This is a genomic window from Undibacterium paludis, from assembly GCF_022568815.1.
GTDB lineage: Bacteria > Pseudomonadota > Gammaproteobacteria > Burkholderiales > Burkholderiaceae_D > Undibacterium.
The window spans coordinates 388,746-403,354 of record NZ_JAKZHX010000001.1 but is presented as its reverse complement, the minus strand read 5'-3'; the positions used below and the strand labels follow the sequence as shown (position 1 = coordinate 403,354).

Here is a 14,609-nt window from a genome sequence, read left to right as displayed (position 1 = left end):
ATATTGAGACCTGTTTCTCAGACAGGCAAGGCGATCTGGTGGTCGACGCTGAACTGATAGTCGCGGAACACATGCTCTGCACTCAGCAATTCATACGTACCGTCAGGCAGTTTGCGGGTAGTGTCTTTAAGGCGGTAGGTCATATGCCCGCAAGTCCAGCAATTGAAATTGCGCATATGGGTGCACAGACAGGTCTTGTCCATGACAACGATTTTTTTTGCATCCGGGTTGGCCGCCACTTCACGGTTATAGGACGTGATGTAGGCGCAGTTACCGCTGCCGTCAAGCAGGTAACCATAAGATTCGCAACCTGGGCGTATGCCGTCGCCGATAGCAGGCGTGTTTTTCAGCATGCGCATGGGGTAGCCGGTAGGCGAGATATTATTGACTTCGATATCGTCCTCACTGGCTTTGAAGTATTCCTGCTTGACCTTGTCTGGCAAGCCGCATTCTTTGGTTACCGTGAAGCGGGTCGCCACTTGCACACCGGATGCACCGTTTTCCAGGAAGGATACAGCGTCACTACCGGTGAAAATGCCACCGGCTGCGATCAGCGGGATATCGAGGTTTTCAGCCTTGAGGAACTGTACGATTTCGGTGATGATGGTTTGCAGGTCATATTCAGCCCAATCCATGCCAAAGCCGAGATGGCCACCCGCCAGCGGGCCTTCAACGATGACATAGTCAGGCAGACGGTTCAGGCGCGAGTTTTTGCGCAGGAATAATTGCAGCGCACGTACCGAGGACACGATGATGCCGAGTTTGGCATCGCGGAAGCGCGGATGATCGGCAATCAGGCCAAATGAGCCGAGATGCAAGCCTGCACTCATGGTGATACCGTCAATGCCGGCGTCAAGTGAAGACTCCAGGCGCACCTTCAGTGTTTCGCGGGGGCCATTCATGGTCAGCTTTTCCATGCAATTGACAAAGATCATGCCCTTGCCCTGCTTGGCTTCCATTGTTTTGCCTATATGCAGGCGGGTTGCTTCTGCCAGTTGATCGAGGTTGAACTTGACGTCGGTCTTGTCAGAATTGTTGATATTGTATTTGTAGAGTTTGGTTTTATCCTTGACGAAGCTGGTGTCAAAACGGCGGTCAGAGACATCCTGCACCATCGCGTCAGAAATATGACCTATGCCACCGAGACGTGCAGCGACCAGAGCCAGCTCAGCAGTGGAAATATCGACACCCATGCCACCGATCATGATAGGAACCAGTTCATCTTTGCCCAGCTTCAGGCGGAAATCATCTACACGTTTCATTGTTATCCTTGACACATTTTGCTCAAAAGTAAATCACTTAAGGGTAATGCTGCACTGGACTTGCCCTGTTTTTGCATTGCAATCCAGAAGACGAACGAGATTGTAAGCCAGGCCATGCCTGCATGGCTAAGATTATATTCCCGTCAGCCTGTAAATAGGCAGGAGAGGCGTCTCATCTCTTGTTATTTGACCAACGTAATTTGGCCCAGGCCGTATGTTGTGCGGGATTCAGGAAGGTCCAGGCAATCAGGCGGCTCTCTTTATTGCCCTGGCTCATGATAATGGTTTTATGTGAGCAGACCTTGACCTGCTTCAAGGTGTCGAGTATTCCAGGCATATTGGACGACTTTGATACCAGGCTGGAAAACCATAAAATTTTTGTGGGTATGCCCGCACTTTCCCTGATCATGTTCTGGATAAATGCCAGTTCACCGCCCTTACACCAGAGTTCGGCATCGCGGCCGCTGAAATTCAGCACGGGCTGACCTTGCTGGTCACGGGTGGTTTTCCCGAGGTTTTCCCATTTGCGCAGGCTGCCAGCCCTGGCTTCTGCCGCCGAGCGGTGGAAAGGTGGATTGCACAGGCTGACATCAAACCAGTCGTCCGATGCAATAATATGATTGAATATGCTATCAGCCTGCTCCTGCAGGCGTAAGTCGATACGTTTTTCCAGCTCAGGGTTGTGCGCCAGTATCTGGCGTGCGTTGCCCAGCGAATCCGTATTGATGTCGGTTGCGGTGAACCGCCAGCCATATTCACTGCTGCCTATCAGTGGGTAAATGCAACTGGCGCCGGTGCCGATGTCGAGGGCATGCACATTCTCGCCTGTTGGTATCCGGCCCATATTGCCGGTTGCCAGCAAATCAGCCAGATAGTGCAGGTAATCCGCCCTGCCTGGTACGGGTGGGCAAAGATTGTGCGCAGGCAAGTCCCAGCCGTGGATGCCATAACAGCTATGCAGCAAAGCTTTGTTGAGCAATTTGACAGACAATGGGTTCGAGAAATCCATGCTTGTTTGTCCCATGGGATTATCAGTGAGCAATTTGCCCAGTGCGGGCTCTATTTTGATCAGCGCGGCAAAATCATAATGACCCTGGTGGCGATTACGTGGATGCATTGCGGAAGTCGGGGCAGCTTTCTTTTGCCTGCTTTTGCTTTGATTGCTCATGAAGCTGTATTTCCCACTATATTTTCCACTTTATATTCCAGACCCGTGTCTGATGCGAAGACAGTTATTGTCCCACGAGTTGATGCCTGTTATCCGGCGGGCGTGCAAAAGACAGGAGGTATCCAGGCAAATGTATTGCTGGCTGACTAAAGCAGGGCCAGGTATTTTTAGGCATACCTAAGTATATGGCTATATAAAACCACATTTGCAGGTTGTAAAATTCGGTAAGTGTTTTATTAATCTTCAAGCGCCATTGCTAAAATTTGCCCACTTAATCTAGCCTGGATGTATGGGGCAAAGCTGAATGGTGTTTGAAGCACCGCTCAGGCAAAAAAGAGAACGATGGTACTGCAAATCCTGGCAAATCCGCCTCTGACCCTATGCTCGTTATAAAAAGGTAATACAAATGAAGAATCAATTCTTGCTTATCGCGCTTGCTGCTGGCTTGCTGGCTGCATGCTCTACGGCTCCTACTGTGACCAGTACCCCGACGCCCAAATTTCCGCCTTTGCTGCCTGCGCCGACCACCTTCTCTGCAGACAATTTGAAGGCGCCGGCTGGTCAGGTACTGGCTTTTGAAATGGCGGCAAATGGTGTGCAAATCTATGATTGCAAAGCCAGCAAGGATGAGGCCAAAAAGTTTGAATGGGTATTCCGTGCACCAGAGGCTGATTTACTGGACAGCAGCGGCGCCAAGATCGGCAAACATTACGCCGGCCCGACCTGGGAAGCCAGGGACGGGAGCAAAGTAGTTGGTGAAGTCGTTGCCAAAAATGACGGCCCGGATGCAAACGCCATCCCCTGGTTGTTATTGAAAGCCAAGTCAACCACTGGTTCGGGTAAATTTGCAGGTGTGACCAGCATACAGCGCGTGGCTACCGTGGGCGGCAAGGCGCCAGTCAAAGGCTGCTCTGATTTCCAGATTGGTGCAGAGTCACGTGTGCAATACAAGGCAACTTACAATTTCTATAAAGCTAATTGATGCCGGACTTCTCATGACGATAGACTCTCAGCACAGTTTATCGTCGTAGAAGTGGCAACTCAGGTGTTCCTGGTCAGGGGCGGTCTGTTTCCAACTGTTACAGTTTTCAGTGCCTGAAAGCAACATAGAGTTCATCATTGCGGTCCATAATAAGCACCCGACTATGAACTCTTCCATCAGAAGCAATGATACTAGACGGTTTTGACCTCGCCATCTTGCGCTACCTGCAACAGAATTGCCGTCATTCGGCCGAGTTGATCGGTGCAGACATAGGTTTGTCTGCCACGGCCGTGCAAAGACGCATACGCAAATTGCGCGAAGAGAACGTGATCAAGGCTGAGGTTGCCATTGTTGCCCCCCAGGCCGTCGGATATCCCCTCAGCATCGTGGTTGAAATTGCCTTTAAACAGGGCCTGGCAGACGTTATCGACACCTTCAAACAAGACATGCAGTCCCTGGCCGAGGTGCAGCAATGCTTTTACCTGGCCGGTGATTTTGATTTCATGCTCATCGTGCAGGCCAGTGATATGGCTGCCTATGAGCGGTTCACCCGTGCCGTATTTTTCGTCAATGAAAATATCGTCAAGTTCCGCACCACGGTGGTGATGGATACCGTCAAGCAGAGTTATTGCCTGCCTATCTGATTCAATTTTCAGGCTGGCTGTTGATATTCAGCGAAGACCTCCTTAGCTGCAAACAAACCATTGAGCGCCGCCGGAAAGCCGGCGTACAGCGACATCTGCATGATGACTTCGGTGATTTCTTCCCTGCTGCAACCAACATTCAATGCCGCATGCAAATGTACTTTCAATTGCGGTGTGGCATTGCCCAGCGCCGTCAGGGCTGCCACGACAGCAATTTCACGTGACTTCAGATCCAGTTGTGGCCGTGAATAAATATCACCAAAGCACCCTACCAGGTGGCGGGCAAAATCGGGCGCAATATCGGCCATGGCTGACACAACCTTTTCGCCTGCTGTGCCATCGACTTCCTTCAGTTTTTCCCAGCCGCGTTCAAAGCGCAGTGTGTCGTCCAGAATTTTCGTATTGTGATTCATGATCAGACTTTCTGTTTTTTGCCAGCCTTCCTTATCCTTTGCTGATAAATCCGGATCTTGTCATCGAGGGCGCTGGCGTTTTCTGCAAGCTCAGACATTTTGATGGCCAGGCGCTGACGATGGAGCTTCAGCATCGTCAGGCGCTCTTCCAAACTCATATCACCATCCGCCATTAGCTGCACATAATCGCGAATTTCAGTCAGTGGCATACCGGTCTGCTTGAGCCTTAATACAAACTGCAGCAAGACCATGTCCTGACTGTTATAACGTCTATGTCCACTGTCGGCACGTTTGGCCGCTTGCAATACTCCGGCTTTTTCATAAAACCGCAGGGTATGTGCAGACAGGCCAGTCAGTGTGGCAAGTTCGCCTATGGTGATGAGTTTATTGGTCACGTTGAAATGGTAGAACTTAGAGTCAACTCTAAGTCAAGTGTACATGAAATGTTTTTGGAGAGTCATGTATGCATGTCTTTAAAGGTCAAAAGGGTCGCGACATCCTGTTTGCAGCCTGAGGTTCTCTCGATGGAATATCCTGTGATGATCGCGGCTAATCGTGATGTACAAATATTGCGCGTTCAATTGATCGGTCGCCGTGGCGTAGGCCGATAATCTTTGCTGTGGATCGGGTAAAAATCTGGCTGCGGCGATGGCGGCGTAAAATTCCAGATAGGCTGAGCGTGCCTGTGCCTGCGGGGCCTGTTTTTCATACATACCGACATACTGATCTGCATCGTCATAATCCTGTATCCAGCCACGGGCGACCAGATCAAAATTACCGGTCGCCACGACTTCATAAACCTGCGCCGGATTTTCGGTCATGATCAGTTCATAAGCTATGCCGCATGCCTGCAATACCGTGATGGCGCAATCGAGGCCTGCGCTGAGCGGGCCGCGGCCGGCAGCATAAATGATGCGCACCGGGCCGGACAGGAAATGTCGCGCCCAGCGTATCTGAAAATCTCCGGGACTGATGTCATGTACCGGTAATACTGTCGGCCTGAGTATATCTACCGGAATGAAGTCGGCGTGGTAAGCCGCTCCCAGGTCCTGGTGAGCCTGCTTTTGTACCAGCGCATGAAAATCCCTGCGCAGTTCACGCTGATCAAAAATGCCGGCAGCATTCATGATCAGCATGCCAGCCCAGCGATCGCGCAAATGACTGGAATGGGCACCAGGCATGGCATCCAGCCTGAGCTGGTGTTTGCGCTCAAGCAGGACGGCGTCAAGCTGTCCGCCTTGGTAAGCCAGTGCCAGTTCATCAAAATGTGCATAACGTAAAATGCTGATCTGTTCAGGCAGGTGACGCTGGCCCGCATAGGCCGTGTGCCTGCTTAGTTGCCAGTGTCCGGCATCATCGTCGGTTTGATGGACTTCTGAAGACAGACACATGGGGCCTGATCCCAGTATCTGTCCTGTATTCAACTGCAGACTGATACCCATGGCCGGATGCGCCAGCACCTCCAGAAAAGGGCAGTAAGACTGTTTCAAGTGGATCAGCAGATGGTTTTTTTCGTCGTCGGCATACAGGCCAGCTGGTATCTCACCCGTGACGCATTCATTGGCACCGACGATCAGCTCACGCAATAATTCAGCAAAGATGGATGGCGAATCAGGCCAGACATGGCGGGCAAGGCTATGGGCGACATGGGATGCCAATACCGGGCGCCCGTCATGGAAAAAATTCTCTGCCAGCGTGAAAGAAAACCGGCGGTAATCAGCACTGATTATCCAGTCTGCAGCCAGTTCGGCAGTGGCGGCATCACCAGAGCGGTTGATGCGTATCAGTGTCTGGTAAAGCAGGGAACTGAGCGGATGGCAAACGGCGTCAGTGCTGACTGGGTCGATATGGAATAGTCTTTTCAGTGTGGCGATGTGCAAGATCATGGACAGTCGAGACAAAGAAGAAAATACCATTATCAGCGCAGCAGTCTGTCGTCAGGCAGCTTATTTTCTTGAAAAAAGCCGTCAGGCGCAAAAAACAACCCTGCCGCAGAGGGCGATATTAATGCGGTAATTCAAAACGATAACCAACACCATACACGGAGTGCAGGCACTCATGATCCGGCAGACGGGACTGGATTTTCTTGCGTATGTTCTTGATATGCGAATCCACCGTCCTGTCATTGATGTCGCGCTGGTCTTCATGGGCAAAGTCGAGCAGTTGCTGGCGTGAAAATACCCGTTCCGGATGGCTGATCAATTCGGCCAGCAAACGAAATTCCACTGGCGTCAGACTCAGGGCAATACCATCAACGAGTATGCGCAATTGTTCCCTGTCGATGAAAAAGCGCGCTTGCCCGCCAGGCTGCTGTGTCGTCATGGTGCGACGCAAGTGCACCCTGGCACGTGCCACAACCTCACGCGGACTGAAGGGCTTGCAGACATAATCATCGGCGCCGCTTTCCAGGCCGACCAGCCTGTCAACTTCTTCTACCTTGGCGGTCAGCATGATGATGGGGACCTGGCTGAACCTGCGTACTTCAGTGCAGATGCTGAGACCGTCCAGTCCTGGCAACATCAGGTCAAGCAAGATCAAGTCGGGTTGTTCCTGCCTCAATTTGTCCAGGGCCAGTTTGCCATTGGCTTCATGCTCCACCCGGTAACCGGCGGCCAGCAGGTAATCCCTGAGCAGGGCAGCGATCTTCAGGTCGTCTTCAACAATCAAAATGCGGGCATTGGTGGTTTCCATGATCTTGCTCATTCTCCTGAACCGGGCAGACAGGGTAATTGTAGCAAGATACTGATCCCACCCAGTCGTGATGGTGATGCGCTGATGCGCCCGCCATGTGCTTCCATGATGACCTTGCAGATAGACAGCCCCAGACCGCTGCCGCCGCTGGCGCGGCTGCGCGCGCTGTCGGCCCGGTACAGCCGGTCGAACAGGAGTTCGTGGCTGCCTGCAGGTACGCCAGGTGCGCTGTCTTCTATGCTCAGTTCCAGCAGGGCGCCGTTGCGTTTCAGGGTACAGAGTATCTTCCCGCCCTTGTCGGTATAGCGTATGCTGTTTTCCAGCAAATTGCTGAGCACCTGGGTCAGACGCAGGCTATCCCCTTGCAGCCAGATGTGCGAATCGTGAAACACACTTTCCAGGCGCAGGCCGGCATGTTCTATGCGCAGACTGAAGCGCTGTAATATCTCGTCAAGAAAAGGCGGGAAATCCATACGTTGATACTGGTAGTGCAGGTCCCCCGCATCTGCCAGCGTCAACTGGCGTATGTCATCCACCAGCTTGTTCAGGTGACGGACTTCCGCATGCAGGGATTCCAGCGACGCCGGGGTTGTCGGGCGCACTCCATCTATCAGCGCCTCAATCTCGCCCTGTATCACGGTCAGCGGTGTGCGCAATTCATGTGATACATCGGCCAGCATCTTGCTGCGCTGCCGCTCATTGCGTTCCAGGTTTTGCGCCATCACATTGATGTCTTTGGCCAGGTCACCGAGCTCGTCCCGGCTGATGATGACAGCGCGTGCATCAAGCTTACCCTTGGATATTTGCGCCGCCACCTGATGCAGGGACTTCAAGGGGCGCAGCAAGTGTCGCGAAAGCCAGATGGAAAATATCAGGGCGACCAGTATCAGGGCAGCCGCCACCCACAAGGTATGCCGTATCTGTACGCTGACAAAGTCGATGGCGCTGGCATTGGACAATTGCCTCAGTGGCGCCAGTCTGACGCTGCCCACTTTTTCCTGGCCCAGCATGATGGGGTAGACCGTGCCGCCGGGTGCGTCGGCGGGGCCTATCAGGGCATTGCCATCCTTGTCTATCAATGACAGGCGTTGACCAAAGCCCATCGGGTCTATGGGGGGGCGCTGCTCTGGCGGGGCATCGCGTGGCGGCCTGTCGTGGGCGCGCGACGGCGGAGGTGGCGGGCGGTCATCACCATCCTGTCGCGGTCCCCTCCTGGGCGGTGGTGGAGCAGCATCTTCATTGGCCGGACGTGGCTGCGTGCGTATCTGGTCCAGCAGGTCGCGCATGGGGCGACGGTTTTCGCGGAAGCGGTCAAAATTGCCATTCTGGCGATAGTCTTCCGCCAGCATTTTGCTGAGCCTGACCAGGTCCTGTTTTTCCAGGTCGCCAAGATAAGCGATAAATCCGCTCTTCAGGTTCTGGCTGGTAACCCAGGCCAGCGTGCCTATGCTGAGTATGACGACGGCAGTCGTCGCCACGGCAAGCTTGCGGGCAATGGTGAGGCGCATACGTCAGGGCTCCTGCAGATAGTATTGATTTGCCATGATGCCAGCCAATGATGGAGGAATCATGGAGTATCAAGGCAATAAATATTCAGACATCTTTTGTGTGATTTTGCCACAGTCAAAATATTCTTATTCTCCATTTTTTCTCCACATTCAGAGTTCATCCTTCACCCAGTCTCAAAACTTTGAGCGGTGCACGCCGGGTTTGACGAGTAGCCAAAAATGAACAATCTCGAGGGAGACTTTCAATGAAAACAGGACAGGATACGAAAAAAATGATCACGCATCGGGTGCAAGCGGGTTGGCAAACAGGCATGCATATGAGTTTGCTGACAATGACTTTGGTTGGCCTTAGCGCCTGTGGCGGTGACTCTGCCAGCCTGGGCCAGGCCAGCACGGCGACGGTGCCGGCAGCAGTACCGGCGGCCGCACCAGTGGCAAACCTGGCGCCACCACCGGCCGACCCGCCCTCACTGGTGCCTATCGCCAATGAAGAGGGCAGTGCACTGACAGTCAGCACTACAGGTAGCCTGGACAAGAACAATCCCTTCTTCAAGGCATTTGGCAATGGCCGCAGTTGCGCTACCTGCCATCAGGAGAGCCAGGGCTGGAGCGTGCGACCACCACTGATACAGGACAGGTTTGCCCAGTCAAATGGCAGTGACCCGATTTTCCGCTTGAATGACGGGGCCAATTCGCCCAACGCCCTGATCGGCACCATCGACCAGAAACGCCTGGCCTACAGCATGCTGCTGACCAAGGGGGTGATACGGGTGGGTTTGCCGGTGCCGGCAGATGCCGAGTTCACTCTGGTAAAGGTTGATGATCCCTATGGTTATGCCAGTGCCAAAGAATTGTCCCTTTTCCGCAGACCATTGCCAACGACGAATTTGAAATTTGCCAGCACCGTTATGTGGGATGCACGCGAAACATTCACTGATGCGAAGTCGAATCTGTGCATACGCAATACCCGGCCATTGCAATGTTTTGCCGCGGTTGATTTTGATTTGCTGCACCAGTCCAATAGTGCAGTGACCGGCCATGCCCAGGCGGCGCAAGGGCTGACCGCAGCAGAGCAGCGCAGCATCGTCGATTTTGAAAAAACCCTTTTCACAGCGCAGGCCAGCAGCAATGCTGCTGGCAGCCTGACCGATGCCGGCGCGAAAGGCGGGCCGCTTGAACTGATGCGTAATAATTTTTATTTCGGCATCAATGACCTTGAAGCCGGTGATTACCAGACTGGTGCTGCATTTGATCGCAATGTCATGAACATGTTCGGCAGCTGGCGTGGGCTCGACAGACCTGCACCACCTAATCCGCCAGTGCAGGGCAGACCACCGCAACCACCCCAGCCGCCGACTGCACAAAACCTGGCCAGGGCATCCATCGCCAGGGGGGAGCAGATATTCAATAACAAGCCATTCAATATCACGCGGGTGGCTGGTTTCAATGATGAATTGCGCCTGCCTTTGCAACGTGCTACCTGCACCAGCTGCCATAGCGTACCAAACGCAGGATCGCATTCTGTACCGCGTCTGTTCAACACAGGGATTGCTGATGCCAGCCTGCGTACACCTGACATGCCCTTGTACACACTGAAGAATAAAGCGACGGGTGAGATTATCGAAACCACCGATCCCGGTGCCGCCATGAACACCGGTAAATGGAAAGACATAGGCCGCTTCAAGGTACCCAGCCTGCGTGCCATAGAATCACGCTCACCGTATTTCCATAATGGTGGAACGGCGGAGCTGACCGATGTCGTGAAATTCTATGACAAACGTTTCAATATCGGCCTGACACCGCAGGAGATTGCCGACCTGACAGAGTTCCTGAAAGTGCTTTGAGGAAATCTGGATAGATAGTCAAACGAAGTCTGCAGAATAGTGCAAGCTGTTCTGCAGATTTTTTTATTCAGCGTAAAAACAGCGGCCGCAGACATGCTGGTAGCGTTCATTGCCGCCGATATCAATCTGCTCGCCACTTTTCATGCGCCTGCCATTCTCATCAACGCGGATATTCATCGTCGCCTTCTTTCCACAGGTACAGATATTCTTGAGTTCTTCTATATCATCTGCCAGTGCCAGCAAATAGGTTGACCCTGGAAATGGTTCACCCAGGAAATCGCTGCGCAAGCCATAGCAGATGACAGGTACGCCACGTACTTGTGCCAGCTGATGCAATTGCCTGACCTGGCTGGCAGAGAGGAATTGTGCTTCATCAACCAGTACGCAACTGACTTTGGGCGTTTCTTCCAGGAAATTAAAATGACTGTCAAAGACTTCCGCCTGTCTTTGTGGTCCCAGACGCGAGGTGACCTTGCCTGCGCCATAACGGTTGTCTATCGCTGCCGTGTACAGTCGAACCTTTTGCCCCTGCTCTTCATAGTTGTGCGCCACTTGCAAAAGTGCGGTGGATTTTCCTGCGTTCATTGCTGAATATCTGAAGTAAAGCTTGGCCATGCCTGTTTCCTGTTTGTTCTGATAGCTGTTGTTTATGTATGGTTGTTAACAACAGCTCGTCCATGATAAAAAATAATTGAAGAAATTTTTTTTCAGGGTCTTGAAACCTCTTGAACCAGTACCATTTTCTACTCAGCAGATGCTCGCAGTTGAGGTCTGCAAGAGTTGCCGGGAACCACATGGTGGACATGGCAATTTCGCAATGAGTAGTAATAGTCAGTTTTAAAAAATTTAATTCATATCGCTTCAATTTATAAGGATATTATCATGCGCAATTTTGACTTCGCTCCCCTGTACCGTTCTGCTATCGGTTTTGACCGCCTTGCCCAGTTATTTGATGATGCCCAGCGTGCGGAAAATGCACCGAGCTATCCCCCATACAATATCGAACTGATCGCAGAGGACAAGTACGCCATTACCATGGCTGTAGCAGGCTTTGACCGCAGCGAACTTGATATTGAGACCGAGCGCGATACGCTCAAGATTGTAGGTCGCCGCCAAAAAGCCGAAGGCACACGCAACTTCCTGCACCGTGGCATAGCATCACGCGATTTTGAACATCGTTTCCGTCTGGCTGACCATGTGAAGGTTGTCAGTGCCCGTCTTGACAACGGTTTGCTCAATATCGAACTGGTGCGTGAAATTCCGGAAGCGCACAAACCACGCCGCATCCTGATCGATGCCGAGAATCTGCAACTGGTGGAACAGCAAAATCAGATGCAAAACCAATTGCAACGTCAGGTTGCCTGATGACTGAATCCACCTCATGATGACTTGGAGTTCCCTGGTTATCTGGATGTAAAAAAAGCATGGGCTTGCCCATGCTTTTTTTATTACCTCCGCGTTTATAAAAATTTTACTTGCAAGCATAGTGGTTTTGGTTAAAATAGCGCCCAAAATCAATACCTTAGCTTACATTTCACATGGTCAGGCAAGCACAGATTTGTGACATGCTGATGACCCATTAATTCTACCGAGCTTCCTATGAGAAAGACCCCGAAGTCTGGCATTTTCTCGATGGGTTTGCTGCTTTGTCTGAGCTGTACTATTTATTCTCCTGCGTTTGCAGCTGATGATGGTCCGGACCTGAATCTGAATACACTGACGGGTGACTGGAATGGTCAGCGCCAGACCTGGCTGGACCAGGGTGTCAGTCTGGATTTCACACATCGTAGCGACATCGTGCGCAATCAAACTGGTGGCATGGCCACGGGTACCAGATGGCTGTCGTATACCGATGCCAGGGCAAGGCTTGACCTCAACAAATTATGGGGATGGGAAGGCTGGACCGCTTATACCCAGTACCATAGCGAACTGGGTGGCAAACCGAACATCCAAAAAATTGGCAGTTTCATTGGCGTCGATAATATCGAAGTCAAAACCAATACAGCCCAGTTCTCTGAACTGTGGCTGGAAAAAAGCATGTTCGATGACAGACTGGCTGTGCTGGTCGGCCTGTATGCAATTGATTCCGAGTTCTATGTGACGGACAGTTCAGGTGTATTTCTGCAGCCAGCCATGGGCATGAATATCTCTGTCGGACAGACTGGCAAGAATGGCCCTCCTATCTATCCCATGGCTTCTTTTGGTACGCGCCTGCGCTACAGATCTGCTGACAAGAATACGTATGCTCAACTGGCCCTGCTTGATGGTGTCCCGGGTGACCCTGCCAATCCTCGCGGCAGCCATATTAAATTTGACAAGGGCGATGGCGTTCTGCTGATGGCAGAGCTGGGTATTTTTGGCGACAAACCGGGTGGCGACGAGAAAGCGCTCAACAAGACAGCCATCGGTTTTTGGCGTTACAGCGCCAGCTTTGATGATCTCATCAGTCGGTACGCCAATGGCAGACATGTGCAGCGCAAGAATTTTGGCTGGTATGTCCTGACCGAGCGTACCCTGTTGCCCAAAGCAGGACATCCCGGGCAGGGTCTGCAGGGGTTTTTCCGCTTTGGTACAGCGCAAAAAGATATCAATCAATCTGACTGGTCAGTTAACCTTGGACTCAATTATGTAGGGCCATTTGCCGGGCGTAGCGATGATCAGCTGGCACTGGGCATGACCTATGCCCGTGCCAGTGAAAAATACCGTTTGCAGAACAGGTCAGACAATTTTGAATCCATTGTCGAGGCGACCTACAAAATGCAGGTCCGCCCCTGGCTCAGCGTGCAACCTGTGGTGCAATGCGTCTTCAATCCCAATATGGATGCCAATCTCAAAAAAGCCTGGGTCGTGAGCTTGCGGACAGAAGTCGCTTTCTGAAATCAGGGCAGGATGACATTGGCAGGACCAACTTCGCGTATGTCTTTGGTGCCGGTCAGCGCCATGCTGACATCGAGTTCTTTTTGCAGTATCTCCAGCATCTTGGTGACGCCAGCCTCACCCATCGCACCCAGGCTGTACAAAAAGGCGCGGCCTATCATGCTGCCCTTGGCGCCTAGTGCTGTGGCTTTCAGGATATCCTGCCCGGTACGTATGCCACCGTCAAACCAGACTTCAGTCTGGTGACCGACCGCGTCAACGATCGCAGGCAGTGCCTGTATCGATGACATTGCACCGTCAAGCTGGCGGCCACCATGATTGCTGACGACTATCGCATCGGCCCCGGCGGCTACGGCCAGTCTGGCATCCTCAACATCGAGGATGCCTTTCAGTATCAGTTTGCCACCCCATTCCTTCTTGATCCAGGCAACATCATCCCAGCACAGGGTGGGATCAAACTGGCTGGCAGTCCATTGGCTCAGCGTAACGATGCCGTCCCCCCCTTTGACGTGACCGGCCAGGTTGCCAAAGGTTTTACGGCCTGTCAGTGCGCGTAGCGCCCACGCTGGCTTTGTTGCAAGGTCGATGACGTTGGCCAGGGTTAGCTTGGGCGGTACCGACATGCCATTCTTCAAGTCCTTGTGGCGTTGTCCCAGTATCTGCAAATCCAGTGTCAGTACCAATGCAGAGCATTTGGCTTGCTTTGCCCTTTGTATGAGCTCTCTGACAAAGCCGCGGTCACGCATCACATACAGCTGGAACCAGAAGGGTTTGCTGGTCACGCTGGCCACGTCTTCTATTGAACAGATACTCATGGTTGACAGTGTGAAGGGAATACCAAATTTTTCTGCCGCTATCGCACCCAGCATTTCACCGTTCGCCCATTGCATGCCGGTCAGACCGGTCGGCGCTATTGCCACCGGCATGGTGACATCCTGGCCTATCATGGTGGTGCGGGTGGAGCGCTGCTCTACATTGATGGCGACACGCTGCCGTAGCCGGATGGCTGCCAGGTCGCTGGTGTTGGACCGGTAAGTCGATTCTGTGTAAGAGCCACTGTCGGCATAATCATAAAATGCCTTGGGTACGCGTCTTTTGGCCAGCAGGCGCAGATCTTCTACACAGGTGATGACAGGCATTTTTTACTCCGGCAAGATAGTGAAAATATAGATATTGAATACTTCTAGTGTAGAGGATAAGCACCGGCCCATGGCGGAAAA

The 14,609-nt window shown here is 52.4% G+C and carries 14 protein-coding genes; 5 read left to right on the top strand and 9 right to left on the bottom strand.

Annotation, left to right across the window (positions count from 1 at the left end):
• Positions 1 to 17 precede the first annotated feature (17 nt).
• Both LZ463_RS01900 and rlmF read right to left on the bottom strand, forming a co-directional pair.
• Positions 18 to 1,262: a nitronate monooxygenase gene (locus LZ463_RS01900; RefSeq protein ID WP_241453281.1), complete on the bottom strand. Its 1,245-nt coding sequence runs from the start codon at positions 1,260 to 1,262 to the stop codon at positions 18 to 20.
• A 172-nt stretch (positions 1,263 to 1,434) separates the two neighbouring features.
• Complete coding sequence (rlmF, locus tag LZ463_RS01895) at positions 1,435 to 2,430, bottom strand: 23S rRNA (adenine(1618)-N(6))-methyltransferase RlmF (protein ID WP_241453280.1); 996 nt, start codon at positions 2,428 to 2,430, stop codon at positions 1,435 to 1,437.
• A 406-nt stretch (positions 2,431 to 2,836) separates the two neighbouring features.
• On the opposite strand from rlmF, the gene LZ463_RS01890 reads away from it, so the two are divergent.
• Together LZ463_RS01890 and LZ463_RS01885 are read left to right on the top strand one after the other, a co-directional pair.
• Entirely contained in the window at positions 2,837 to 3,412 is a 576-nt protein-coding gene (locus tag LZ463_RS01890; protein ID WP_241453269.1) for a DUF3455 domain-containing protein, read from the top strand.
• Positions 3,413 to 3,597: 185 nt separating this feature from the next.
• Entirely contained in the window at positions 3,598 to 4,056 is a 459-nt protein-coding gene (locus LZ463_RS01885; protein ID WP_241453266.1) for an Lrp/AsnC family transcriptional regulator, read from the top strand.
• Positions 4,057 to 4,064: 8 nt separating this feature from the next.
• Here the strand turns inward: LZ463_RS01885 and LZ463_RS01880 are convergent, their stop codons facing one another.
• The 5 genes from LZ463_RS01880 to LZ463_RS01860 form a co-directional block, all read right to left on the bottom strand.
• A complete protein-coding gene (locus tag LZ463_RS01880; protein ID WP_241453263.1) occupies positions 4,065 to 4,469 on the bottom strand; it encodes a carboxymuconolactone decarboxylase family protein in 405 nt (134 codons plus the stop codon).
• Positions 4,470 to 4,471: 2 nt separating this feature from the next.
• Positions 4,472 to 4,864: a MerR family transcriptional regulator gene (locus LZ463_RS01875; protein WP_241453262.1), complete on the bottom strand. Its 393-nt coding sequence runs from the start codon at positions 4,862 to 4,864 to the stop codon at positions 4,472 to 4,474.
• Positions 4,865 to 4,942: 78 nt separating this feature from the next.
• Positions 4,943 to 6,355: an ABC transporter substrate-binding protein gene (locus LZ463_RS01870; RefSeq protein ID WP_241453261.1), complete on the bottom strand. Its 1,413-nt coding sequence runs from the start codon at positions 6,353 to 6,355 to the stop codon at positions 4,943 to 4,945.
• Between the two features lie 118 nt (positions 6,356 to 6,473).
• Positions 6,474 to 7,160, bottom strand: a complete 687-nt coding sequence (locus tag LZ463_RS01865) for a response regulator (RefSeq protein WP_241453258.1) — start codon at positions 7,158 to 7,160, stop codon at positions 6,474 to 6,476.
• Between the two features lie 8 nt (positions 7,161 to 7,168).
• Positions 7,169 to 8,668, bottom strand: coding sequence for an ATP-binding protein (locus tag LZ463_RS01860; protein WP_241453255.1), 1,500 nt, complete (start codon positions 8,666 to 8,668; stop codon positions 7,169 to 7,171).
• Positions 8,669 to 8,985: 317 nt separating this feature from the next.
• Between LZ463_RS01860 and LZ463_RS01855 the strand changes: the two genes are divergently transcribed.
• Positions 8,986 to 10,512 (top strand): cytochrome C, encoded by a 1,527-nt coding sequence (locus LZ463_RS01855; protein WP_241453252.1) that lies wholly within the window; start codon positions 8,986 to 8,988, stop codon positions 10,510 to 10,512.
• A 63-nt stretch (positions 10,513 to 10,575) separates the two neighbouring features.
• Here the strand turns inward: LZ463_RS01855 and LZ463_RS01850 are convergent, their stop codons facing one another.
• On the bottom strand, positions 10,576 to 11,127 hold the full coding sequence (locus tag LZ463_RS01850; protein ID WP_241453250.1) for a thymidine kinase: 552 nt from the start codon (positions 11,125 to 11,127) through the stop codon (positions 10,576 to 10,578).
• 267 nt (positions 11,128 to 11,394) lie between these two features.
• Here LZ463_RS01850 and LZ463_RS01845 point away from each other — a divergent pair, with 267 nt between their 5' ends.
• Positions 11,395 to 11,877 (top strand): Hsp20 family protein, encoded by a 483-nt coding sequence (locus LZ463_RS01845; RefSeq protein ID WP_241453249.1) that lies wholly within the window; start codon positions 11,395 to 11,397, stop codon positions 11,875 to 11,877.
• 234 nt (positions 11,878 to 12,111) lie between these two features.
• Complete coding sequence (locus tag LZ463_RS01840; protein WP_241453248.1) at positions 12,112 to 13,389, top strand: carbohydrate porin; 1,278 nt, start codon at positions 12,112 to 12,114, stop codon at positions 13,387 to 13,389.
• A gap of 2 nt (positions 13,390 to 13,391) precedes the next feature.
• Here LZ463_RS01840 and LZ463_RS01835 read toward each other — a convergent pair whose 3' ends face one another.
• Positions 13,392 to 14,528, bottom strand: a complete 1,137-nt coding sequence (locus LZ463_RS01835; RefSeq protein WP_241453247.1) for an alpha-hydroxy acid oxidase — start codon at positions 14,526 to 14,528, stop codon at positions 13,392 to 13,394.
• Positions 14,529 to 14,609: the final 81 nt, after the last annotated feature.